Raw genomic sequence first — 22,510 nt, forward strand, 5'->3', positions numbered from 1 at the left:
GCCCGGCGGGCCCGAGTCGCGCCCTACAGTGCCGGGATGAGCATGACGCCACCGCCCGGCTGGTATCCCGACCCGCACGGCCCGCACCTGGAACGCTGGTGGGACGGCACGGCCTGGACCGAGCACCGCCGTGCGCCCGGGGCCCCCACGGGCCCGGTGCCCCCGCCCCCGGGCGGCGGCACCGGGCGCGCGAAGGCCGTCGCCCTCATCGCCGCCGGGGCCGTCCTCGTCGCGGCGATCGTCACCGGAGCCGTCGTGCTCGGCGACGACGGCGACGGCACGGCGACCAGGACGGCCCCGACGTCCGCGCCCCCGGCCACGACCGGTCCGCCGGAGCCGACTCCCGAGGCGTCCACGTCCGAACCGTCCGCCGACGACCCGGCCGTCGTCGAGGACCAGCTCAACGGCGTCACCTTCCCCCTGCTCGACGGCTGGGTCCGGCCGCAGCACGTGGCCCAGGACGACGTCGTCATGACCACCGACGGCACCTACGACTGCCCCGGCGGCGTCGGCCTCTGCCGCCACGGCCTCGTCTTCTCCCGCACGGTGACCGAGAACGACGAGAAGTCCCCCGAGGCCCTCGCCAAGGCGGACATCAAGGAGGCGGCGGACGAGGCCTACGACCGCGACAAGCTCGGCCGCGAGCTCTACGGGGGCATCGAGTCGCACCAGGTCGTCAAGTCCGGGCCGGTCGCGGTGGCCGGCCGCGCCGGGTACCTCGTGCGCTGGCGGGTGCGGACCGCCAAGGGGCCGGGCGGAAACGTCCAGTCGCTCGTCTTCCCGTCCAGCGTCGGCACCGAGTCGCCCGTCCTCGTCCGCTACGTCTTCGACGCGGGCGAGGACGGACCGCCGCTCGCCGACATGGACCGCATCACCAAGGGCATCCGGCCGTTCGGCGACGCGGACACGGGCGGCGGTGTGGGCAGCAGCATCGGCCCGCCGGACTGAACGCGGCCGACCGGTACCGACCGTGGGCCGGCTACAGGAACGTGTGGCCCTCGCCGCGGTACGTCGGCACGGTCGCCGTCACCGCGTCCCCCTCGACCAGGTGCAGCACGTCGAACCGCTCGCACAGCTCACCGGCCTTCGCGTGCCGGAACCACACCTTGTCACCGATCAGCAGGTCGTCGGCGGGCGAGCCCAGCAGCGGCGTCTGCACCTCGCTGGCCCCCTCCTGAGGGTCGTAGCGCAGCCCCTCCGGCAGATACGGCACGGGCAGCCGGTCGGGCCCGGCCGCGCCGGAGGCGGGATAGCCGCCACCGAGGACCGTCACCACTCCCACCCCCGGCCGCCGTACGACGGGCTGGGCGAAGAGGGCCGCCGGACGGCCGCTGAACGACGTGTAGTTGTCGAACAGCCGCGGCACGTACAGCCCCGACCCGGCGCCGATCTCGGTCACCGCGTCCTCGGCCGCCGTGTGCTGCACCGAGCCGGTGCCGCCGCCGTTGACGAACTCAAGACCCGGCACGACGGCCCGCACCGCGCGCACCACCTCCGCACGCCGCTCGGCGAGTTCACGCTTGGCGGCGGACTGCATCAGCCGGACGGCACGGGACCGCAGCGGCCGTCCCGCCACGGCGTCCCCGACACCGGCGACGTGCCCCTCGTACGCCATGATCCCCACGACCTCGAAGCCCGGCCGGCGGGCCACGGCCCGGGCCACGTCGGCGACCTGGGCGGGGGAGTGCAGCGGCGAACGCCGGGCCCCCACCCGCACCCGCCCGCCGAACAGCTTCAAAGAGGTGTCCAACTCCAGGCAGACACGGACCACTTCACGCCCACCACCGCGCGACGCGTCGATCAGATCGAGCTGGGCGACGTCGTCGACCATCACGGTCACGGCGGCGGCGAGCTTGGGATCACCGGCGAGTTCGGCGTACGCGGCCCGGTCGGCGGACGGGTAGGCGAGCAGCACGTCCTCGAACCCCGAGCGGGCCAGCCACAGCGACTCGGCGAGGGTGAACGACATGATCCCCGCGAACCCGTCCCGGGCCAGGACGCGTTCCAGCAGCGCCCGGCACCGCACGGACTTGCTGGCGACCCGGACGGGCTTGCCCCCGGCGCGACGGACCAGATCGGCGGCGTTGGCGTCGAAGGCGTCCAGGTCCACGATCGCGAGTGGGGCGTCGAGATGGGCGGTGGCCCGGTCGTAACGGGCCCGGTCGGAGGCGCGCGCAGTCATGAACGCAGCCTGCCAGACAGGATTACCGCAGGGTAGGGGGACGTTCCGGGCAGATGCCCCGGGCTCGTGGACTGGTTCCCGTTCGCGCAGGAACAAGCCGTAGAGTGACGCGCACGTACGGCGGAGCGGCGCCGGCCGGACTTCGCGCTGGGATGACGCTCCATCCGTACGGGTATGTGTGCCCGGGACGAGTCAGTGCCGGGCCTCGGGCAGGACGACACGGCCCGCGCGGTACGCAGCGGCCCGGGTACGAGGAAACGGGGGGTGCATGAGCACGGAAGCGCAGCGTGCCTCTTTCCCCCCACGTCCCAGCACTCCACCGCGCCCTTCGCACCCCCCGACCTCGCCTGAGGACGCCCGGACGGCATCGTCCGACGCGGCCACGGGTGACAACCCGTCGGGCGAGGACGAGCGGGGGCGTTCCGGCGTGTGTGGGCCGAGTGCGGGGACGCGGCGCCCGTCGCCGGATCGGGACACGAACTCGTCGGGGTCTGCTGCCGCCGGGCAGGAAACGGCTGCTCGCGGTGGTGCCGCGGCCTCCGGCGGGGCCGATGGATCGAACGGCCGCCCTCGTTTCCCCAGCTTCGGCGACACGCTGGCCCGTCGTACCGAGCCCGCCGCACCCCGTCGTACCGAGCCCGCCGCACCCCGTCGTACCGAGCCCACCGCCCCGCCCCCGCCCCGCGCCTCCGACCGCTTCCCGGACACGCGGCCCGGCGTCGGCCGTGCGACGCGACCCGAGTCGAACAGGCCGTCCGCCCCGCCGGACGCCCCTCCGCGACCGCGTCACCTCCCCACGCCGGGCTCGTCCGGCCGGCCGGGGTACGCCCCCACGTCACGCCGTACCGGCGCCCCCGCCGAGAACTCCTCGGAGACGACCGCCCGCCTGCGTCCGGTCCCCGCCGACCCGTCAGCCGCCGAGCGAGCCGAGCGCCCGTCCTCCGAGCCTGCTGAATCCTTCGGCCGCCCCAGTCCCGCGCGGCCCGGTGTTCCGCCGCGCCCCTCGCGGGAGCCGCGGGCCGGTGCCGACGCCGACACCGCTGCCACCACCGGGCGTGGCATGCGCATGCCTTCGTCACCCGCCCCCCGGCCCGCCCCCGGCCGACAGCCCGCCCAGAACCCGGCCGACGTCTCTCCCGACCCGTCCCTCTCCTGGAGCGCCCCTCTGACCCCCGGTCCCGCTCCCGTCGGCACACGACCCGTCGTGTCCTTCGGGGAGCCCGAGGGATACGACGCCGACGCGCGACCCCGGCCGCTCGGGCGGCGCGGGGCGTCCCAGGCCGCCGCAGCCGCCGTCTGTCTCGTGCTCGGACTGGGGCTCATCTCGGGCGCGGTCACCGGGAGCTGGCTCCTGGGGGACTCGGGGGAGGAGGGCTCGCGCACCACCTTCACCGCGGCCGGCAGCCTCTGGCACAGCGTTCCCGTCGACCAGCTCTTCCCGCCCACCGTGCAGGGCCAGGGCGCCGGCCCCGGCGGTGCCGACCGCACCTGGACGCGTATCGCCGTCGCCCCGGACAGCGGCTGCAAGGACGCCTTCGACCCCCTGCTGCGCAAGGCCCTCGCGCCCGTCGGCTGCGAGCGGCTCCTGCGGGCCACCTACACCGACGCCACCGAGAGCTACGTGACCACCGTCGGCCTGCTCTTCACCAAGGCCGACGCCGCGGGCATGACCTCCCTCGCGAACCGTTTCCGCAAGGAGCGCCTGGACCGCCGCAGCGACCTGATGCCCCTGCCGTACGCCGCGAAGGACACGCCCGCCGCCGACTTCGGAGCGGAGCAGCGCGCCGCCTGGACGGTCTCCGTGCTGACCGAGGCCCCGGTCGTCGTCTACGCCGTCTCCGGCTGGGCCGACGGCCGCACCGTCGACGACCCGCAGCCCGCCGAGGACGCCATGGAGTCCGGCGCCACCACCGCCCCCGCCCAGGCCGGCCTCGGCAACGAGGCACAGGGTCTCGCCGACCGCGTCGAACGCGGCCTGCGCAAGAACGTCCGCTCGGCCACGGAGCAGCCGTCGTGAAAGCCGTCATGTCCCGCGCGGGCGGGTTCCTGAGTGTTCTCCTCGCCGCCGGTCTCGTCCTGGTCCCCTCCACCGCCGCACACGCCGACGGCATCCGCGCCCAGCAGTGGGCCCTGGAGGCCATGCACACACAGGAGGCGTGGCAGACCACCAAGGGCGAGGGCGTCACCGTCGCCGTCCTGGACACCGGCGTCGAGGAGGACCACCCCGACCTGACCGGCAACGTCCTCACCGGCGAGGACCTGGTCGGCTTCGGAGCCGAACCCGGCGACCGCGCCTGGGCCCGGCACGGCACCGCCATGGCCGGCATCATCGCCGGGCACGGACACGGCCCGGGCAACGCCGACGGCGTCCTCGGCATCGCCCCCGAGGCGAAGATCCTCCCCGTCCGCGTGATCCTGGAGGACGGCGACCCCTCCCGCGCCAAGGCCCGCAGCACCCGCGGCAACGCCCTCGCCGAGGGCATCCGCTGGGCCGCCGACCACGGCGCCGACGTCATCAACCTCTCCCTCGGCGACGACTCCGCCTCCGCGCACCCGGAACCCGGCGAGGACCAGGCCATCCAGTACGCCCTGAAGAAGGGCGTGGTCGTCGTCGCCTCCGCCGGCAACGGTGGCGAGAAGGGCGACCGCATCTCCTACCCGGCCGCCTACCCGGGCGTCGTAGCCGTGACCGCCGTCGACCGCTCGGGAACCCGCGCCCCCTTCTCCACACGCCGCTGGTACGCCACCGTCAGCGCCCCCGGCGTCGACGTCGTCATCGCCGACCCCGACCGCAAGTACTACGAGGGCTGGGGCACCAGCGCCGCCGCCGCCTTCGTCTCGGGCGCCGCCGCCCTGGTCAGGGCCGCCCACCCCGATCTGACACCGGCCCAGATCAAGTCGCTCCTGGAGGACACCGCCCGCAATGCCCCCGCCGGGGGCCGCGACGACTCCCGCGGCTTCGGCTTCGTCGATCCGGCCGCCGCCATCCAGGCCGCCGACCGGCTGAAGCCCCAGGGCCTCCGCTCGGCGTCGTACGGCGCGAAGTACTTCGGCAGCGGCCCGGACGCCACCGGCTCCGACGACGACACCGCCGACTGGGCCGCCCCCCTCGCGGGCGGCGCCGGCGGCGTCCTGCTGGTCGCGGCCGTGGTCCTGTGGCGCGGCCGCCGCGCGAGCCACGACGAGTTCTAGCGGCGGGCCCCAGGACCGCCCGCCGAGGCGGCGGCATCCGGCCGATAGGGTCGATGACCGTGGCGAACAAGAACATCCCCGACTCCGGCTTCTCCGACGACGACGGCTCCGCCGACCCCCGGCTGAGCGCGGCACTCGCCGCCTGGTCCGAGGACCGGGGGGCGGTGGGCCCGGTCCTCGACGCGCTCAAGGGCGCCCGGCTGCTCGTCCCCGTCGTGGCCGTGCTCGGCGAGGTCGAGGAGGACGAGCGGGGACTGCGCCGCGAGAAGACCAGCGACATGGCCGTACCGACGCTGAAGGCCGGGAACCGCACCGCGCTCCCCGCCTTCACCTCCACCGACTCGCTCGCCCGCTGGGACCCGGCGGCCCGGCCCGTCGCCGTACCGCTTCACCAGGCCCTCCAGGCCGCCGCGCACGAGAAGGCGGACACGGTCGTGCTCGACCTGGCCGGGCCCGTGCCCTTCGAGCTGACCGGCCCCGCCCTGCTCGCCCTCGCGGAGGGCCGTACGACCACCGACCCGCTCGCCGACCCGGCCGTCGTCGAGGCCGTACGCGCTGCCGTGGCCGCAGAGCCCGCCGTTCTGCGCGCCCACCTCGGACCCGGTCAGGCCGACGGCACCCTCGCCCTGGTCCTGGACCCGTCCGCCGCCCCCGCCGAAGCCGCCCGGGCGGTCGCCCGGCGCCTCGCGGACGACGAGACACTGAGGGCCCGCCTGGTGCGCGGCCTCGACCTGGCACTGCTGCCGGCCGGGGCGACGCCACCGGGCGAGCCCTTGTACGAACGCTGAGGAGCCTGTGCGGGCTAGCCGTAGACCGGGCCCGTGTACTTCTCGCCCGGGCCCTTGCCCGGCTCGTCCGGGACGAGTGACGCCTCGCGGAACGCGAGCTGGAGCGACTTCAGGCCGTCGCGCAGGGGTGCCGCGTGGAACGAGCTGATCTCGGTGGTGGACGCGTCCAGCAGACCGGCCAGCGCGTGCACCAGCTTGCGGGCCTCGTCCAGGTCCTTGTGCGTGTCGCCCTCCTCGGTCAGACCGAGCTTCACCGCGGCGGCGCTCATCAGGTTGACGGCGACCGTCACGATGACCTCGACCGCCGGGACCTCGGCGATGTCGCGGGCCATGGCGTCGAAGTCGGGGGACTCAGGAGGGGTCTCACTCATGCCCCACACGATAGGCGCAGGCGGGGCGTGCGCCGTACCAGGCCCCGGGGCGCCGCAATTAGCCGTTCCTGGCCAATGCTGGTAATCTCGTGTAACGACCGGTCGGACCCGTATGCCTAGCGGCCCACGAGCCCGACCCACAAGTGGAGGCTTTCGAACTCCCACCTGACCGCCCCCAGGGCGTCGGGTCACCGGTCAGACGGTCCCGTCCCAGCGGCGGCGATCCGTCCGAAAGCGCGCCCCGCGGTTCCCCGCGACGGTGCTCCGGTAGTTCGAGGAGCCCCGCCTGGGAATCGTCCGGGGCATTTTTTGTGCTTCGGCGCGGTTAGGTCTATCGAAAAGAGACGTTACGCGGCCGTCCGCCAGACCGTCGCGTGGTGCTACCGAGGAGGATCCATCAGCGCCGAGCCCCGCATCAACGACCGGATTCGCGTTCCCGAGGTGCGACTTGTCGGTCCCAGTGGCGAGCAGGTGGGCATCGTCCCCCTGGCCAAGGCACTGGAGCTTGCGCAGGAGTACGACCTGGACCTGGTCGAGGTCGCGGCGAACGCCCGTCCGCCCGTGTGCAAGCTCATGGACTACGGGAAGTTCAAGTACGAGTCGGCCATGAAGGCCCGTGAGGCGCGCAAGAACCAGGCGCACACGGTCATCAAGGAGATGAAGCTCCGGCCGAAGATCGACCCGCACGACTATGACACCAAGAAGGGTCACGTCGTCCGGTTCCTCAAGCAGGGCGACAAGGTCAAGATCACGATCATGTTCCGTGGTCGCGAGCAGTCCCGGCCCGAGCTGGGCTACCGACTGCTCCAGCGGCTCGCGGAGGACGTCGCAGACCTCGGTTTCGTCGAGTCGAACCCGAAGCAGGACGGCCGAAACATGATCATGGTTCTCGGTCCGCACAAGAAGAAGACCGAGGCGATGGCCGAGGCTCGCCAGGCGCAGGAGGCCCGCAAGGCTGAGGCGAAGGCCAACCCCGGCAAGTCGCAGAACGCCGCTGAGGCCGACCTCGCCGAGGACTCCTCCGAGGCTCCGGCCGAGGCGTCCGCCGACGCGTGATCCCGGGGGACGCGAGTCCCCGAGGACGTAACCGATACAAGAGCGACGCTCCACCGTGCCCGGTTTCACGACCGGGCATCGGAGCGCCACCACGAGGAGAGAACGGCGCTATGCCGAAGAACAAGTCGCACAGCGGGTCCAGCAAGCGCTTCAAGATCACCGGCTCCGGCAAGGTGCTCCGCGAGCGTGCCGGCAAGCGCCACCTGCTCGAGCACAAGTCGTCCCGTGTGACGCGTCGCCTCACCGGCAACGCCGAGATGGCCCCGGGCGACGCCAAGAAGATCAAGAAGCTTCTCGGCAAGTGACGTCCCGGCGCGTCAGCGCCGCACGTCAGGACCGGGACCCAATCGATACCGGGCCGTGTGAAGACCACCGCGGCCCCGCTACAAGGAGTTAAAAAGTGGCACGCGTCAAGCGGGCAGTGAACGCCCACAAGAAGCGCCGGGCGATCCTCGAGCAGGCCTCCGGCTACCGCGGTCAGCGTTCGCGCCTGTACCGCAAGGCCAAGGAGCAGGTCACCCACTCGCTGGTCTACAACTACAACGACCGCAAGAAGCGCAAGGGTGACTTCCGCCAGCTGTGGATCCAGCGCATCAACGCCGCTGCCCGCGCGAACGGCATGACCTACAACCGCTTCATCCAGGGTCTGAAGGCCGCGAACGTCGAGGTCGACCGCAAGATCCTGGCCGAGCTGGCCGTCAACGACGCCGGCGCCTTCGCCGCGCTCGTCGAGGTCGCCCAGAAGGCGCTGCCGAGCGACGTCAACGCCCCCAAGGCGGCCTGACGCCGGCTCCGAGCCGATGTGACGGAAGGACCCGCAGGCCGAGCGGCCTGCGGGTTCTGCTGTGCAGCCAGCTACTGAGAAAGCGAACGGAATGCCCCCCGCCACCCCCGAGCTCATCTCCCCCCGCTCCCCCCGCGTCGCCGCCGCGCGGCGGCTGGCGAAGCGGAACTTCCGGGGGAAGGAGCGGCTGTTCCTCGCGGAGGGGCCGCAGGCGGTCCGGGAGGCGGCCGGGCACCGGGCCGGGGACGCGGCCACGCTCGTGGAGCTGTTCGCCACGCTGGAGGCGGCCGAGCGGTACGCCGACATCGTGGGGGAGGCCCGGGACGCCGGCGCCCGGGTGCACCTCGCCTCCGAGCAGGTCATCGCCGACATCTCCACCACGGTCACGCCGCAGGGCCTCGTCGGCGTCTGCCGGTTCCTGGACACGCCCTTCGAGGAGGTCCTCGCGGCGCGCCCCCGGCTCGTCGCCCTCCTCGCCAACGTCCGTGACCCCGGCAACGCCGGGACCGTGCTGCGCTGCGCCGACGCCGCCGGTGCCGAGGCCGTCGTCCTGACCGACGCCTCCGTCGACGTGTACAACCCCAAGGCCGTCCGCGCCTCCGTCGGCTCCCTGTTCCACCTGCCCGTCGCCGTCGGCGTCCCCGTGGAGCAGGCGGTCGAAGGGCTGCGGGCCGCCGGTGTCCGGGTCCTCGCCGCCGACGGGGCCGGCGACCGCGACCTCGACGACGAGCTCGACAAGGGCACCATGGGCGGGCCGACCGCCTGGGTCTTCGGCAACGAGGCCTGGGGTCTGCCGGAGGAGACCCGCGCCCTCACCGACGCCGTCGTCCGCGTCCCGATCCACGGGAAGGCCGAGAGTCTGAACCTCGCCACCGCCGCCGCCGTATGTCTCTATGCGTCGGCGCGTGCACAGCGCGCCGCCGGAGGGTGCCGCTCCGTCACCGGGAACTAGTAGGGTGACCAGCTCAGGGACCCCTCTGCGGAGCCTTGGAGGTGGGGTACGGGGATGAGCGTCGGCACGAGCAGCGCACCAGGGGCCCAGGACGCCGGGAGCCCGCCCGCCGCGTCCCGGCCACCCGGTGATCTCGCCGGCCTCGGCATCGACCCCGACATGCTGCCCGACGGACTCGTCGTCGCCGACGAGCAGGGCCGGGTCGTCTGCTTCAACGCCGCCGCCGAGCGCATCACCGCCGTCCGCGCCCGGGACGCCCTCGGGCAGAGCCTGGAGAAGGCCCTGCCATTAGAGGATCTGGAGGGGCGACGCTGGTGGCAGCTGACCGACCCGTACGGCGGTCTCGCGATCCGGGTCGGACAGCCCGAGCGCAACCTCCTCCTCCCCGGCGGCCGTGAGGTGCTGGTCTCCGCGCGCTACGTCCGCACGCGGCCCACCGGGCCCCTGTGGCGCCTGGTCGTCACCCTGCGCGACACCGAGGCCCGCCGCCGCACCGAACGCAGCCACGCGGAGCTGATCGCCACCGTCGCCCACGAGCTGCGCTCCCCGCTCACCTCCGTCAAGGGCTTCACCGCCACCCTGCTCGCCAAGTGGGAACGCTTCACCGACGACCAGAAGCGGCTGATGCTGGAGACGGTCGACGCCGACGCCGACCGGGTCACCCGGCTCATCGCCGAGCTGCTCGACATCTCCCGGATCGACTCCGGCAGGCTGGAGGTGCGGCGCCAGCCCGTCGACATCGGCGCCGCCGTCGGACGGCACATCCAGGCCTACGTCGCCGCCGGGCAGCCCGCCGACCGGTTCCTGCTGCGCGTCCAGCAGCCGCTGCCCGACCTGTGGGCCGACCCCGACAAGATCGACCAGGTGCTCAGCAACCTCCTGGAAAACGCCGTGCGGCACGGCGAGGGAACTGTCACCATCGACGTCACGGCCACGGCGTCCCCCCGCGAGGGTGAGGACACCGGCACGTCGGTCACGGTGAGCGACGAGGGGCCCGGCATCCCGGAGGAGTCCATGAACCGCGTCTTCACCCGCTTCTGGCGGGGCAGCAAGCGCGGCGGCACGGGCCTCGGGCTCTACATCGTCAAGGGCATCGTCGAAGCCCACGGGGGCACCATCACGGTCGGCCGCGCGCCGGGCGCCGGCGCCGAGTTCCGATTTACGTTGCCCGTGGCGGCTCCGGCGTATCTCGCCTGAGGACCACGGGCGCATTCGTATACCTCCACCCCGTTAGACTCGGCCATTGGCACCTTTGTGTCCCGCAGACGGCCATCGGAGTCGGTGACGGGGACCTTCAGCCAGCCAATCGGAAGCACGGGAAGAGATGTCGGCACCGAATAAGTCGTACGACCCTGTAGAGGTCGAGGCGTTGAAACCGGAAGAGATCGAGCGCATGCGGGACGAGGCGCTCGCCGCCTTCGCCGCCGCGGACTCCCTCGACGCGCTCCACGAGGCCAAGGTCGCCCACACCGGCCCCGCCTCCCCGCTGGCCCTCGCCAACCGCGAGATCGGCGCCCTGCCCCCGCACGCCAAGGCCGACGCCGGCAAGCGCGTCGGACAGGCCCGCGGAGCCGTGAACAAGGGCCTCGCCGCGCGCCAGGCGGAACTGGAGGCCGAGCGGGACTCCCGTGTGCTGGTCGAGGAGGCGGTGGACGTCACGCTGCCCTACGACCGCGTACCGGCCGGCGCCCGGCACCCGCTCACCACGATGATGGAGCGGGTCGCGGACGTCTTCGTGGCCATGGGCTACGAGGTCGCCGAAGGGCCGGAGGCCGAGGCGGAGTGGTTCAACTTCGACGCCCTCAACTTCCTGCCCGACCACCCGGCCCGGCAGATGCAGGACACGTTCTTCGTGCAGGGCCCCAAGGGCACCGAGGAGTCCGGGTCCGGCGTCGTCCTGCGCACGCACACCTCCCCGGTGCAGGCCCGCGCCCTGCTCGACCGTGAGCTGCCGGTCTACATCGTCTGCCCCGGCCGGGTGTTCCGCACCGACGAGCTGGACGCCACGCACACGCCCGTCTTCCACCAGATCGAGCTGCTCGCCATCGACGAGGGCCTGACCATGGCGGACCTCAAGGGCACCCTGGACCACATGGTCCAGTCCCTGTTCGGCGAGGACATGAAGACCCGGCTGCGGCCGAACTACTTCCCCTTCACCGAGCCGAGCGCCGAGATGGACATGCTCTGCTACGTCTGCAAGGGCGAGTCCATCGGCAACCCCGACCGGCCCTGCCGCACCTGCTCGTCCGAGGGCTGGATCGAGCTCGGCGGCTGCGGCATGGTCAACCCGCGGGTGCTCACCGCCTGCGGCGTCGACCCCGAGAAGTACAGCGGCTTCGCCTTCGGGTTCGGCATCGAGCGGATGCTGATGTTCCGCCACAACGTCGAGGACATGCGAGACATGGTCGAGGGTGACGTCCGGTTCACCCGGCCGTTCGGGATGGAGATCTGATGCGGGTCCCGCTTTCTTGGCTGCGGGAGTACGTCGACCTGCCGGCGACGGAGACCGGCCGAGACGTCCAGGCCAAGCTCATTTCGGCCGGTCTGGAGGTCGAGACCGTCGAGCAGCTCGGCGCCGACCTCAAGGGCCCCCTGGTGGTCGGCCAGGTGGCGACCATCGAGGAGCTGACGGAGTTCAAGAAGCCGATCCGCTTCTGCACCGTCGACGTCGGACAGACCAACGGCACGGGCGAGCCCCAGGAGATCGTCTGCGGCGCCCGCAACTTCGCCGTCGGCGACAAGGTCGTCGTGGCGCTGCCCGGCGCCGTCCTGCCCGGTGACTTCCAGATCGCCGAGCGCAAGACCTACGGCAAGATGTCCCGCGGCATGATCTGCTCCAGCGACGAGCTGAACATGGGCGACGACGGCACCAAGGGCATCATCGTGCTGCCCCCGGAGACCGAGGTCGGCAAGGACGCGGTCGAGCTGCTGGAGCTGGTCGACGAGGTCCTCGACATCGCCGTCACGCCCGACCGCGGCTACTGCCTGTCCATCCGCGGTGTCGCCCGCGAGACCGCCATCGCCTACGGCCTGCCGCTGCGCGACCCGGCCCTGCTCGACGTGCCCGCCCCGAACGCTTACGGCTACCCGGTGCGGATCTCCGACCCCACCGGCTGCGACCGCTTCACGGCCCGCACGGTGACCGGCCTGAGCGCCGAGGCGCGTTCCCCGATCTGGCTCCAGCGCCGGCTCCAGAAGGTCGGCATGCGCCCGATCTCGCTCGCCGTCGACGTCACCAACTACGTGATGATGGAGCTCGGCCAGCCGCTGCACGCCTACGACCGCGGCCTGGTCCAGGGCACCATCGGCGTGCGCCGGGCCGAGCCGGGCGAGAAGCTCACCACCCTCGACGGCGTCGAGCGCACGCTGGACGCCGAGGACCTGGTGATCACCGACGACCGCGGCCCGATCGGGCTCGCCGGTGTCATGGGCGGCGCCAACACGGAGATCGCCGACCACGACAGCGTGGAGAACGCCACGGCGGACGTCGTCATCGAGGCCGCCCACTTCGACGCGGTGTCGATCGCGCGCACGGCCCGCCGCCACAAGCTGTCCTCCGAGGCGTCCCGGCGCTTCGAGCGCGGCGTCGACCCGCAGGCCGCCGCTGCCGCCGCGCAGCGCACGGTCGACCTGCTGGTCCTCCTCGCGGGCGGCACCGCCGAGGCCGGCGTCACCGAGGTCCTCGCGCCGACCGCGCCGCGCACCATCACCATCCCGGCGGACCACCCGGACAAGGTCGCGGGTGTCGCGTACGGCCGGGAGACCGTCGTACGGCGGCTCCAGGAGATCGGCTGTGACGTGTACGGGCAGGACGAGCTGATCGTCACCGTGCCGTCCTGGCGCCCCGACCTCACCGACCCGAACGACCTGGCCGAAGAGGTCATCCGCCTGGAGGGCTACGAGAACCTGCCCTCCACGCTGCCCAAGCCGCCGGCCGGCCGTGGCCTGACGCACCGGCAGCGGCTGCACCGCCGCGTCGGCCGGGCCCTGTCCGGTGCAGGGTACGTCGAGGCGCTGAACTACCCGTTCATCGGCGAGCAGGTCTTCGACCAGCTCGGCCTCGAAGAGGGCGACCCGGCCCGCCGTGTCGTCAAGCTCAGCAACCCGCTGAGCGACGAGGAGCCCGCCCTGCGCACGACGTTGCTGCCCGGCCTGCTGGCCGCTCTTCGGCGCAACGACGGCCGGGGGTCGCACGACCTCGCGCTGTTCGAGACCGGTCTGGTCTTCAAGCCGCGCGAGGAGCAGCGGATCGCCGCGGTGCTCCCCGTCGACCGCCGCCCGACCGACGAGGAACTCGCCGAGCTGAACGCCGCGCTGCCCGAGCAGCCGCGGCACGCCGCCGTCGTCCTCGCCGGCGCCCGCGAGCAGGCCGGCTGGTGGGGCAAGGGCCGCCCGGCCGACTGGGCCGACGCGGTCGAGGCGGCGCGTTCCGTCGCCCACGAGGCGGGCACCGAGCTGATCATCCGCAAGGGGCAGTACGGGCCGTGGCACCCCGGGCGGTGCGCCGAGCTGGCGATCGCCGTGGACGGTGCCGAGCGGGTCGTGGGCCACGCGGGGGAGCTGCACCCGCGCGTGGTGAAGGCACTGGGGCTGCCGGCGCGTACCTGCGCGATGGAGATCGACCTGGACGCGGTGGAGTCGGCCGGTGAGGCCACGGTGAAGGCGCCGCGGATCTCCACGTTCCCGGTCGCCACGCAGGATGTCGCCTTGGTCGTCGACGCGGTGGTTCCGGCGGCGGAGGTCGAGGAGACCCTGCGTGCCGGTGCCGGGGAGCTGCTGGAGTCGATCCGGTTGTTCGATGTGTACGAGAACGCCGAGCAGTTGGGCGAGGGGCGGAAGTCGCTCGCGTACGCGCTGCGGTTCCGGGCGGCCGACCGGACGCTGACGGTGGATGAGGCGTCGGCGGCCCGGGACGCGGCGGTTGCCCTTGCGGGAGAACGCGTAGGGGCCGAGTTGCGGAGTTAGCGTCGCGGGGGACTGCGTTGTTGTGCCGGCTGCGAGTTGGTGGTGGCTGGTCGCGCAGTTCCCCGCGCCCCCTACGGGGCGGGGCCGGCGGTGCCGTCCGCCCCGCCACGGAGTGTCGGGCAGGCGGCTGGGCGGACGGCGGAAGCGGGCCGCCGCACTGTACGAGGGGGAGCCGGCGGCCCGGCCGGCCTCTTTCGAGGCATCTCAGTCAACTGGCCGGCGACTGTGAGCGACAGTGCGCGCACAGTGCGGATTCGAGCACTCCGTTCACACCCCGTGTGAAGGCGGAGCCACTAATCTGGCGGCACCGAGCCACCGGGGGGCCCACATGCAGCCCAACACTCTGCTCGACGCGATCCTGGACGAGGCCGGGATCTCGCACGCGGGGCTGGCCGCACATGTCAACCAGGCGGGACGGGCGCGCGGCCTGTCCCTGAGGTACGAACACACCGCCGTCGCCCGGTGGTTGAAGGGGCAGCGTCCCCGGGGCCAGGTGCCCGACCTGATCTGCGAGGTGCTCGCCGCCCGGTTGCGGCGGCAGGTCACCCTCGACGACATCGGCCTGGGCGTGCCCGGGGAGCCGTCCGCTCCGCACACCGGCTCGCTGTCCGGCTTCGTCGAGCGGGCCACCGCCCTGTGGCGCTCCGACCAGCAGCAGCGTCCGCACATCCTGGGCGCGCCCGCGCTCACCGGCACGCCCGCCGTCATGCCGGTGTGGGAGTGGGAGAACCCGCCGGAGGACGTGGACGTCTCCCGCGGCGGCAGACACCGGGTCACCCCGGGCGACCTGGAGATGCTGCGGGCCGCCCGTACGCACTACGAGCAGATGTACCGCAAGGCCGGGGGCATCGCGACACGGGCGCGCATCGTCGGTTTCCTCAACGCCGAGGCCGCGCCGCTGCTGCGCGGCAGCTACACCGACGAGACGGGGCGTCAACTGCACCGGGCCACGGGCGGTTTGGTGGCCGTCGCCGGGATCTGCGCCTACGACTCCGACGCGCACGGCCTCGCGCAGCGCTACTTCCACCAGGCCCTGCGGCTCGCCAAGGCCAGCGGCGACCGGGGGCTCGGCGCCTACATCATCGCGCTGCTGGTCAACCAGTCGCTGTTCATGCGGGAGCACCGGCAGGCCGTCGCCTTCGCGGAGGCCGCGCTGCGGGCCGCCGGCAAGCACATCACCCCGGCGCTCGCCTCCGACCTGTACGCGATGCAGGCCAAGGCGTACGCGCATCTCGGCGACGGCACGAGCGCCCTGTCCTGCATCCGGCGGGCCGAGCAGGCCGCGTCCCGCATCCGGCGTGGCTACGAGCCCGATGAGACCGGCTATGTCCAGCCGGGGCTGGTCAACGTCCAGGTGGCGGAGGCGCTGCTGAGTCTCGGGGAGATCGCGGCCGCCGGGGAGCATGCCGCGGCCGCGGTCGACAACCCGGCGCACGACCGCGGCCGGGTGCACCGGCTGGCCATGCTCAGCACGATCGAGCTGCGTCAGGGCAACGCGGACAAGGCCGTGGCCATCGCCGTGCAGATGGCCGAGCAGGCCCGCGGCATGGAGTCCCAGCGGCTGCGCGACCGTTTGCGCGCGGTGCGGGAGCACCTGGTGCGCAGCGGCTGCTCGGGCACGGCCCAGGCCGCGGAACTCATCGACGGGGCACTGCGCGTACCGTTGTAGACCCGGGCGACGGGCGCCCGCGTCATCCCGAGCGACTTCCCGTGCGCCTGCTGTCACTCCATCCCTGCTGCGATATTGCCACTTACTCGACGGAAGGTGGCAGAACCGTGCAGTGGACGAAACACAACGAACAAACTGTGTACTCAAACCGCTGGTTCAGCGTCAATCTCGCGGATGTCGAACTGCCGGACGGCCGGCACCTCGACCACTTCCTCATACGGCTGCGGCCCGTTGCCGTGGCCACGGTCGTGAACGAGGCCAACGAGGTGCTGCTGCTCTGGCGGCACCGCTTCATCACCGACAGCTGGGGGTGGGAACTCGCGGCGGGCGTCGTCGAGGACGGCGAGGACATCGCCCGCGCGGCCGCCAGGGAACTGGAGGAGGAGACCGGCTGGCGGCCGGGACCCCTGCACCACCTCATGAGCGTGGAGCCGTCCAACGGGCTCACCGACGCCCGGCACCACGTGTACTGGGCGGACGAGGGCGAGTACGTCGGGCACCCCGTGGACGACTTCGAGTCGGACCGCCGGGAATGGGTTCCCCTCAAGCTCGTCCCCGACATGGTCGCCCGCGGGGAGGTCCCGGCCGCCAACATGGCGGCCGCGTTACTGCTGCTGCACCATCTCAGGCTCGGTCAGGACACGTTGCCCTGAGCTAGGGTCTGTCGTTTGGATCAGGCCGCAGGAAATCGACGGTGCTGTTCAGCGCCGGTGAGCGGGGTCTGGTGCGTGCAGCTGCAAGGCGGAGGAGGGCGTCGACGCGGAGCGTCGGCAACCGACGACAACGCGGCAGATGCGCGTGCCAGACCCCGCGTCTGCGGTGTGATCCAAACAACAGGCCCTAGCGTCCCAGTGCCTGCCAGATCGCCACGACGAGGGCACCCACGGCGGTGAGGGCGGCGACCGCGGGCAGCGGCCAGCGCGCGTGTTCCAGTGAGTTGATCCGGGTGTTGAGCTCGTCGAGTTCCTTGGCGGTCTCCTCGGTGCGGTGGCTGAGCAGTGCCAGCCCGCCCTCGACACGGGCGTACGCCACGTCGAGGCGGCGTCGTAACTCTGCGAGTTCTCCATGAACGACCGGATGCTCGGGATCGACGGTCACGAGTCCGCTCCTTTCCGTAGTCGTTGCGCATCCCTTGCATGCGCACTGGGAGTCAACTCGCCTGGTGGACGCCTGGGGAGAGTGTGCGACGGGCATATGCGAGCCCGGCGCGCACACGGTGTGTGAATGCCACGGGCCCGGCACCCATTCCGGTGCCGGGCCCGTAGGTTGGCCGGATTCTGACCGTCAGTAATCAGCCTCGGGGGTACTCGTGGCGCATGACGAAGTGGCAGAAGAACGCGGCGTACGCGCTGGCGCTCTACGCACTGTCGGTCGTGGTGCTCCGGTTCTCCTCCGGCGGGCAGGGGTGGGGCACGGCGCTGCTGCTCGCTCTCGTGACCACTCCGCTCGCCCTCTGGATGGGCTGGCTGCGCAGCCGCCTCGACGAGCAGGCGGCCGAATGGGGACGCCGCCGGTTCCGGCCGTGGCCGGAGGAGCGGCGGCGCTGAGATGCCGGTGTCAGCCGGGCGGTCAGTCGTACGTGTAGAAGCCCGACCCCGTCTTGCGGCCCAGCCGGCCCGCGTCGACCATGCGCTGGAGGAGCGGGGGAGCGGCGTACAGGGGCTCCTTGTACTCCTCGTACATCGACTGGGCCACCGAGGCGACCGTGTCCAGGCCGATGAGGTCGGAGAGCTTCAGCGGGCCCATCGGGTGGGCGCAGCCCATCTCCATGCCGTTGTCGATGTCCTCGCGGCTGGCGATGCCCGTCTCGAACATCCGGATCGCGGAGAGCAGGTAGGGGATCAGCAGCGCGTTCACCACGAAGCCGGAGCGGTCCTGGGCGCGGATCGCGTGCTTGCCCAGCATCTTCTCGGTGAACACCTGGGCCCGGCTCAGCGTGCCCTCGGACGTGGTGAGGGCCGGGATCAGCTCGACGAGCTTCTGCACCGGTGCCGGGTTGAAGAAGTGGATGCCGATGACCTGGTCGGGCCGGGAGGTCGCCACCGCCAGCTTCACCAGCGGGATGGAGGAGGTGTTGGAGGCCAGGATGGCGTCGGGCCGGGTCACGACCTGGTCGAGCACCTGGAAGATCTCGGTCTTGACCTGCTCGTTCTCGACGACGGCCTCGATCACCAGGTCGCGGTCGGCGAACTCGCCGAGGTCCGTGGTGAAGCTCAGGCGGGCCTGCGTGGCCTCCAGCTCCTCCTCGGTGATCTTGCCGCGCTCGGCCGCCTTGGCCAGGGAGTTGAACAGCCGGGTCCGGCCGATCTCCAGGGCCTCGCCGGTGGTCTCGGCGACCATGACGTCCAGACCGGACCGGGCGCACACCTCGGCGATCCCCGCGCCCATCTGACCGCAGCCCACGACTCCGACGCGTGCAATGTCTCCCGCTGGGGTGTCCGTCACATCGTCCCTTTCGCCGCTGATCCGCTTCCGGGCAGGTGCTCCGGATTCCGGTGCCTGCTCCGTTCGTGCACGTTACTCCCAAGTATCGATGATCGATCGCGGGGGTCGGGTCCGCTTCGGGCATGCTGGGCGCGGAGCGATCCGCGACCGGGCGGATCCGCGGCTTTTTGGGGCATGCGGATGGGACGAGTGTCACGCAGGGCGTTCGCGGTGGCGGCGCTGTCGGCTTTCACGATGATGCCTCCGGCGTCGGCCGCGCCCAAGCGGGACGGCGGTGGTGACGGCAAGGGCGGCGGCCGGGCGGCCTCCGGGATGCGAGGCGTGTGGCTGGCCACCGTGGCCAACCGCGACTGGCCGTCGAAGCCGGGGCTGAGCGCCACCCGGCAGCGGGCCGAGCTGATCACCCACCTCGACAGGGCGGTCCGCGACGGGCTCAACACCGTGATCTTCCAGGTCCGGCCCACGGCGGACGCCCTGTGGCCCTCGCCGTACGAACCGTGGTCGCAGTACCTCACCGGCACCCAGGGCAAGGACCCCGGCTGGGACCCGCTGGGCACGGCCGTGGAGGAGGCCCACGCCCGCGGTCTGAAGCTGCACGCCTGGTTCAACCCGTACCGGGTCGCCGGCCACGCCGACCCGGCCCGGCTCGCCGCCGACCACCCCGCCCGGAGGAACCCGGACTGGGTGGTGACGTACGGCGGGAAGCTCTACTACAACCCCGGGCTGCCCGAGGTCCGGGGCTTCGTGCAGGAGGCGATGCTCGACGCGGTGGCGAAGTACCCCGTGGACGGCGTCCACTTCGACGACTACTTCTACCCGTACCCGGTGGCGGGCCAGACCTTCGACGACGACACGGCCTACGACGAGTACGGCGCCGGCTTCCCGGACCGGGCCGCGTGGCGGCGGGACAACATCGACAAGCTGGTCCGGGAGACGGCGGACCGCATCAAGCAGGTCCGGCCCGGCACCCCCTTCGGCATCAGCCCCTTCGGCGTGTGGCGCAACGCCGCCACCGACTCGCGCGGCTCGGACACCCGGGCGGGCGTGCAGACGTACGACGACCTGCACGCGGACACGCGCAAGTGGGTGCGCGAGAGCTGGATCGACTACATCGTCCCGCAGCTGTACTGGAACATCGGCTTCGCCGCCGCCGACTACGCGAAACTGGTGCCCTGGTGGGCGGAGGTCGCGCGCGGCACCTCGACGCGGCTCTACGTGGGGGAGGCGCTGTACAAGGCCGGTGACCCGGCGCAGCCCGCGGCCTGGCAGGACCCGGCCGAGCTGTCCCGGCACCTGACGCTGGCCGGGAGGCACGCGCAGGTGCGCGGGCACGTCTTCTTCGCCGCCAAGGACGTGGCGGCCGATCGGATCGGGGCGATGGCGAGGGTGGTCGCCGACCACTACGGGCAGTCGGCGCCGCCGCGCTGAATCACGGCCCGGTCGTGGTCTCCCGGTGCCGGATCTCGGTGTCGGGTCCCGGTGAGCACACGCCCTCGTGCCCGTCCTCGAACCGGACGCGGTACGGCGGGTTGCCCTCCTGGCCCAGCACTTCGACGATCTCGCCGACCTTGTCGTGCTGACCGACCACCCTGCCGTGCTGGACAAGCTGGTCGCCCACGGTTGCGCGCATCTGGGGCCTCCTCACGAGGTGTGGAGCAGCGGTCCGTGGCCTTTGAGTCTACGGCCGGGGGCGCCACTCGGCAGGGGCCGTGCGCGCCCCGCTCAGCCGCGCGCCCGTTGTGTGACGGCGATGCAGACCAGCACCGCCGCGGCTGTCAGCGGGGCGGCCACCGTGAGGTGCTCGCCCAGCAGCAGCACCGACCACACCAGTGTGAGCAGGGGCTGAGCGAGCTGCAACTGGCTGGCCTTCGGGATGCCGACGGCCGCCATGCCCCGGTACCAGACGACCAGTCCGAGGAACTGCGAACCCGCCGCGACCCAGAGCAGCCCGGTGACGCTGTGCGCGGTGAGGTGCACGGGCTCCTGCGCCAGCGCGAACGCGGCGACGGGCACGGTCAGCGGCAGGCACAGCACCAGCGCCCAGCCGATGACGTGCCAGCCCGGCATGACCCGGGCCAGCCGGCCGCCCTCGGTGTAGCCGGCCGCGCACACCAGCAGAGCCACGAAGAGGTACACGTCGGCCGTGCTCAGCGCGCCGCCGCTCTGCTGCACGGTGAAGGCCAGCACCGCCGCCGCGCCGGCGAGGGCCGCCGCCCAGAAGGTGCGCGAGGGACGGGTGCCGACGCGCAGGGCGGAGAAGAGGGCGGTGGTCAAGGGGAGCAGTCCGACCACGACGGCGGCGTGCGCGGTGGTCGAGGTCTCCAGTGCGAGCGTGGTGAGCAGCGGGAAACCGAGCACGACACCGGCCGCGACGACGCCGAGGCCGAACCAGTGGCGGCGGGCGGGCAGCGGCACCCGCAGTGCCAGCAGAGCACCGCCCGCGATCACCGCGGCCAGGACACTGCGGACGGCGACCAGCGACCAGGGCCCGAAGCCCTCCAGACCCCAGGCGGTGGCGGGGAAGGTGAGGGAGAAGGCGATGACGCCCAGGGCGGCCTGGAGGGTGCCGAGACCGGGCCGGTCCCGCTCCGCGGCGACTGCTATCCGTGATGCGGTAGTAGCGCTACTCTGTACTCTCATGCAAGAGCGTAGCAGCGTCGGTGAACTGGCGGAACAGTTGCGGCGAGAGCTCGACCGCTACTCGCCAGGTGGAAAGCTGCCGTCGAGTCGGGCCCTGGTCGAGCGGTTCCGGGTGAGCCCCGTGACCGTGTCGCGGGCGCTGGCGCAGCTCGCCGCCGAGGGGCTGGTCGTCACCCGGCCCGGCGCTGGCGCGTTCCGCGCGCAGGCCCGTACGGCACCGGCCCCCGCCGGGGACACCTCCTGGCAGGAGGTCGCGCTCAGCGCCGACGGTGCCGCCGATCTCGTACCGCGCTCGGTGGACGCCTCCGGGGTGCTGGTCTCGCTGGCCGCCCCGCCGCCCGGCGTGATCGAGTTCAACGGCGGCTATCTGCACCCGTCGTTGCAGCCGGAGCGCGCGATGGCCGCCGCCCTGTCACGCGCCGGACGCCGTCCCGGCGCCTGGGGACGCCCGCCCGTGGAGGGGCTGCCGGAGCTGCGGGAGTGGTTCGCGCGGGGCATCGGCGGGTCCTTCACGGCCGCCGAGGTGCTGGTCACCGCGGGCGGGCAGTCCGCGCTCACCACCGCCCTGCGCGCCCTCGCCCCGTCCGGCGCCCCCGTCCTCGTCGAGTCGCCGACCTACCCGGGCATGCTCGCCATCGCCCGTGCCGCGGGCCTGCGCCCGGTGCCCGTCCCGGTCGACGCGGACGGCGTGAAACCGGCGTTGCTCGCCGACGCGTTCCGGGCCACCGGCGCCCCGGCCTTCGTCTGCCAGCCGCTGTTCCAGAACCCCACCGGTGCCGTGCTCGCGCCCGAGCGGCGCCGCGAGGTGCTGCGCATCGCCCGCGCGGCGGGCGCGTTCGTCGTCGAGGACGACTTCGTGCGGCGGCTCGTGCACGAGGACGCGGGGCCGCTGCCGCGCCCGCTGGCCGCCGACGACCCCGACGGTGTCGTCGTCCACGTCTGCTCGCTGACCAAGGCGACCTCGCCGAGCTTCCGGGTGAGCGCCCTGGCCGCGCGCGGACCGGTCCTGGAGCGGCTGCGCGCCATCCAGGTCGTCGACACCTTCTTCGTGCCCCGGCCCCTTCAGGAGGCGGCACTGGAACTCGTCGGCTCGCCCGCCTGGCCGCGCCATCTGCGAGCGGTGTCCGCCGAGTTGAGAACGCGCCGGGACGCGATGACCGCCGCCCTCGCGCTGCACCTGCCGGAACTCGCCCTGCCGCACGTGCCGTCCGGCGGCTACCACCTGTGGCTGCGCCTGCCGGACGGGACGGACGAGCCGGCCCTCGTGGCGGCCGCCTTGCGTGCCGGCGTCGCCATCACCCCCGGCCGCCCCTACTTCAGCGCCGAGCCGCCGGCGCCGCACGTCCGGCTGAGCTTCGCGGCGGTCGCCGGGACCGGGGAGATCGCGGAGGGGGTACGGCGGCTGCGCGCGGCCTGTGACGAGGTGCTGGGATAAGCGTTCGACGCATGGCCCGTGACCTGCGAGC

General features: G+C 72.7%; 22 protein-coding genes. 16 read left to right on the plus strand and 6 right to left on the minus strand.

Annotation, left to right across the window (positions count from 1 at the left end; all coding sequences use genetic code 11):
* Positions 1 to 42: 42 nt before the first annotated feature.
* Entirely contained in the window at positions 43 to 948 is a 906-nt protein-coding gene (locus ABFX81_RS29570; protein ID WP_086852092.1) for a DUF2510 domain-containing protein, read from the plus strand.
* 31 nt (positions 949 to 979) lie between these two features.
* Here the strand turns inward: ABFX81_RS29570 and ABFX81_RS29575 are convergent, their stop codons facing one another.
* Positions 980 to 2,182: an amino acid deaminase/aldolase gene (locus tag ABFX81_RS29575; RefSeq protein ID WP_346138909.1), complete on the minus strand. Its 1,203-nt coding sequence runs from the start codon at positions 2,180 to 2,182 to the stop codon at positions 980 to 982.
* Between the two features lie 1,204 nt (positions 2,183 to 3,386).
* Here ABFX81_RS29575 and ABFX81_RS29580 point away from each other — a divergent pair.
* Genes ABFX81_RS29580 through ABFX81_RS29590 form a run of 3 tightly spaced genes read left to right on the plus strand, consistent with a single transcriptional unit; the run spans position 3,387 to position 6,162 of the window.
* Positions 3,387 to 4,199 (plus strand): hypothetical protein, encoded by an 813-nt coding sequence (locus ABFX81_RS29580; protein WP_086855446.1) that lies wholly within the window; start codon positions 3,387 to 3,389, stop codon positions 4,197 to 4,199.
* An 8-nt stretch (positions 4,200 to 4,207) separates the two neighbouring features.
* Positions 4,208 to 5,374 carry a type VII secretion-associated serine protease mycosin gene (gene mycP / locus ABFX81_RS29585; protein WP_086855449.1) on the plus strand — a complete coding sequence of 389 codons (1,167 nt, stop codon included), beginning with the start codon at positions 4,208 to 4,210 and terminating at the stop codon, positions 5,372 to 5,374.
* Between the two features lie 59 nt (positions 5,375 to 5,433).
* On the plus strand, positions 5,434 to 6,162 hold the full coding sequence (locus tag ABFX81_RS29590; RefSeq protein WP_086855448.1) for an SseB family protein: 729 nt from the start codon (positions 5,434 to 5,436) through the stop codon (positions 6,160 to 6,162).
* Between the two features lie 14 nt (positions 6,163 to 6,176).
* Here the strand turns inward: ABFX81_RS29590 and ABFX81_RS29595 are convergent, their stop codons facing one another.
* Entirely contained in the window at positions 6,177 to 6,533 is a 357-nt protein-coding gene (locus ABFX81_RS29595; protein WP_086855445.1) for a DUF1844 domain-containing protein, read from the minus strand.
* A 396-nt stretch (positions 6,534 to 6,929) separates the two neighbouring features.
* On the opposite strand from ABFX81_RS29595, the gene infC reads away from it, so the two are divergent.
* From infC to ABFX81_RS29640, 9 genes are all read left to right on the plus strand, one after another.
* Positions 6,930 to 7,589 (plus strand): translation initiation factor IF-3, encoded by a 660-nt coding sequence (gene infC, locus ABFX81_RS29600; protein ID WP_086855447.1) that lies wholly within the window; start codon positions 6,930 to 6,932, stop codon positions 7,587 to 7,589.
* 110 nt (positions 7,590 to 7,699) lie between these two features.
* On the plus strand, positions 7,700 to 7,894 hold the full coding sequence (gene rpmI, locus ABFX81_RS29605) for a 50S ribosomal protein L35 (protein WP_059419477.1): 195 nt from the start codon (positions 7,700 to 7,702) through the stop codon (positions 7,892 to 7,894).
* 95 nt (positions 7,895 to 7,989) lie between these two features.
* A complete protein-coding gene (gene rplT, locus ABFX81_RS29610; RefSeq protein ID WP_003989074.1) occupies positions 7,990 to 8,373 on the plus strand; it encodes a 50S ribosomal protein L20 in 384 nt (127 codons plus the stop codon).
* Positions 8,374 to 8,464: 91 nt separating this feature from the next.
* A complete protein-coding gene (locus ABFX81_RS29615; RefSeq protein WP_193504495.1) occupies positions 8,465 to 9,325 on the plus strand; it encodes a TrmH family RNA methyltransferase in 861 nt (286 codons plus the stop codon).
* A gap of 54 nt (positions 9,326 to 9,379) precedes the next feature.
* Positions 9,380 to 10,522: an ATP-binding protein gene (locus ABFX81_RS29620; protein ID WP_086850713.1), complete on the plus strand. Its 1,143-nt coding sequence runs from the start codon at positions 9,380 to 9,382 to the stop codon at positions 10,520 to 10,522.
* A gap of 127 nt (positions 10,523 to 10,649) precedes the next feature.
* Positions 10,650 to 11,777, plus strand: coding sequence for a phenylalanine--tRNA ligase subunit alpha (gene pheS / locus ABFX81_RS29625; RefSeq protein WP_086850711.1), 1,128 nt, complete (start codon positions 10,650 to 10,652; stop codon positions 11,775 to 11,777).
* Positions 11,777 to 14,290, plus strand: coding sequence for a phenylalanine--tRNA ligase subunit beta (gene pheT / locus ABFX81_RS29630; RefSeq protein WP_086850709.1), 2,514 nt, complete (start codon positions 11,777 to 11,779; stop codon positions 14,288 to 14,290). The genes pheS and pheT overlap by 1 nt, the downstream gene beginning before the upstream one ends.
* A 328-nt stretch (positions 14,291 to 14,618) precedes the next feature.
* Complete coding sequence (locus ABFX81_RS29635) at positions 14,619 to 15,959, plus strand: NsdA family TPR-like regulatory protein (protein WP_346138910.1); 1,341 nt, start codon at positions 14,619 to 14,621, stop codon at positions 15,957 to 15,959.
* Between the two features lie 107 nt (positions 15,960 to 16,066).
* Positions 16,067 to 16,612, plus strand: a complete 546-nt coding sequence (locus ABFX81_RS29640; protein WP_086848493.1) for an NUDIX hydrolase — start codon at positions 16,067 to 16,069, stop codon at positions 16,610 to 16,612.
* A 187-nt stretch (positions 16,613 to 16,799) separates the two neighbouring features.
* Here ABFX81_RS29640 and ABFX81_RS29645 read toward each other — a convergent pair whose 3' ends face one another.
* Positions 16,800 to 17,057, minus strand: coding sequence for a hypothetical protein (locus ABFX81_RS29645; protein WP_010045250.1), 258 nt, complete (start codon positions 17,055 to 17,057; stop codon positions 16,800 to 16,802).
* 218 nt (positions 17,058 to 17,275) lie between these two features.
* Here ABFX81_RS29645 and ABFX81_RS29650 point away from each other — a divergent pair, with 218 nt between their 5' ends.
* Positions 17,276 to 17,506, plus strand: a complete 231-nt coding sequence (locus ABFX81_RS29650) for a hypothetical protein (RefSeq protein WP_086848497.1) — start codon at positions 17,276 to 17,278, stop codon at positions 17,504 to 17,506.
* A gap of 22 nt (positions 17,507 to 17,528) precedes the next feature.
* On the opposite strand, the gene ABFX81_RS29655 is transcribed toward ABFX81_RS29650, so the two are convergent.
* Positions 17,529 to 18,404, minus strand: a complete 876-nt coding sequence (locus tag ABFX81_RS29655) for a 3-hydroxybutyryl-CoA dehydrogenase (RefSeq protein ID WP_086848499.1) — start codon at positions 18,402 to 18,404, stop codon at positions 17,529 to 17,531.
* Positions 18,405 to 18,584: 180 nt separating this feature from the next.
* On the opposite strand from ABFX81_RS29655, the gene ABFX81_RS29660 reads away from it, so the two are divergent.
* Complete coding sequence (locus tag ABFX81_RS29660; RefSeq protein ID WP_086848523.1) at positions 18,585 to 19,832, plus strand: family 10 glycosylhydrolase; 1,248 nt, start codon at positions 18,585 to 18,587, stop codon at positions 19,830 to 19,832.
* Between the two features lies 1 nt (position 19,833).
* Here the strand turns inward: ABFX81_RS29660 and ABFX81_RS29665 are convergent, their stop codons facing one another.
* Both ABFX81_RS29665 and ABFX81_RS29670 read right to left on the minus strand, forming a co-directional pair.
* Entirely contained in the window at positions 19,834 to 20,034 is a 201-nt protein-coding gene (locus tag ABFX81_RS29665) for a DUF1918 domain-containing protein (protein ID WP_010045242.1), read from the minus strand.
* A gap of 92 nt (positions 20,035 to 20,126) precedes the next feature.
* Positions 20,127 to 21,044: an EamA family transporter gene (locus tag ABFX81_RS29670; RefSeq protein ID WP_086848501.1), complete on the minus strand. Its 918-nt coding sequence runs from the start codon at positions 21,042 to 21,044 to the stop codon at positions 20,127 to 20,129.
* Between ABFX81_RS29670 and ABFX81_RS29675 the strand changes: the two genes are divergently transcribed.
* The gene (locus tag ABFX81_RS29675; RefSeq protein WP_086848503.1) at positions 21,043 to 22,479 is read left to right on the plus strand and encodes an aminotransferase class I/II-fold pyridoxal phosphate-dependent enzyme; all 1,437 of its coding nucleotides are present in this window, start codon (positions 21,043 to 21,045) and stop codon (positions 22,477 to 22,479) included. The genes ABFX81_RS29670 and ABFX81_RS29675 overlap by 2 nt on opposite strands.
* Positions 22,480 to 22,510 lie beyond the last annotated feature (31 nt).

Origin of the sequence: Streptomyces coeruleofuscus (assembly GCF_039532725.1) — a bacterium.
Lineage (GTDB): Bacteria > Actinomycetota > Actinomycetes > Streptomycetales > Streptomycetaceae > Streptomyces > Streptomyces coeruleofuscus.

Coding starts and splice junctions, on each gene's coding strand:
- ABFX81_RS29635 (WP_346138910.1), top strand. CDS start 14,619: ATGCAGCCCAACACTCTGCTCGACGCGATCCTGGACGAGGCCGGGATC.
- ABFX81_RS29620 (WP_086850713.1), top strand. CDS start 9,380: ATGAGCGTCGGCACGAGCAGCGCACCAGGGGCCCAGGACGCCGGGAGC.
- ABFX81_RS29595 (WP_086855445.1), bottom strand. CDS start 6,533: ATGAGTGAGACCCCTCCTGAGTCCCCCGACTTCGACGCCATGGCCCGC.
- ABFX81_RS29665 (WP_010045242.1), bottom strand. CDS start 20,034: ATGCGCGCAACCGTGGGCGACCAGCTTGTCCAGCACGGCAGGGTGGTC.
- ABFX81_RS29575 (WP_346138909.1), bottom strand. CDS start 2,182: ATGACTGCGCGCGCCTCCGACCGGGCCCGTTACGACCGGGCCACCGCC.
- ABFX81_RS29675 (WP_086848503.1), top strand. CDS start 21,043: ATGCAAGAGCGTAGCAGCGTCGGTGAACTGGCGGAACAGTTGCGGCGA.
- ABFX81_RS29570 (WP_086852092.1), top strand. CDS start 43: ATGACGCCACCGCCCGGCTGGTATCCCGACCCGCACGGCCCGCACCTG.
- ABFX81_RS29615 (WP_193504495.1), top strand. CDS start 8,465: ATGCCCCCCGCCACCCCCGAGCTCATCTCCCCCCGCTCCCCCCGCGTC.
- ABFX81_RS29670 (WP_086848501.1), bottom strand. CDS start 21,044: ATGAGAGTACAGAGTAGCGCTACTACCGCATCACGGATAGCAGTCGCC.
- mycP (WP_086855449.1), top strand. CDS start 4,208: ATGTCCCGCGCGGGCGGGTTCCTGAGTGTTCTCCTCGCCGCCGGTCTC.
- pheS (WP_086850711.1), top strand. CDS start 10,650: ATGTCGGCACCGAATAAGTCGTACGACCCTGTAGAGGTCGAGGCGTTG.
- ABFX81_RS29650 (WP_086848497.1), top strand. CDS start 17,276: ATGACGAAGTGGCAGAAGAACGCGGCGTACGCGCTGGCGCTCTACGCA.
- rpmI (WP_059419477.1), top strand. CDS start 7,700: ATGCCGAAGAACAAGTCGCACAGCGGGTCCAGCAAGCGCTTCAAGATC.
- pheT (WP_086850709.1), top strand. CDS start 11,777: ATGCGGGTCCCGCTTTCTTGGCTGCGGGAGTACGTCGACCTGCCGGCG.
- ABFX81_RS29660 (WP_086848523.1), top strand. CDS start 18,585: ATGGGACGAGTGTCACGCAGGGCGTTCGCGGTGGCGGCGCTGTCGGCT.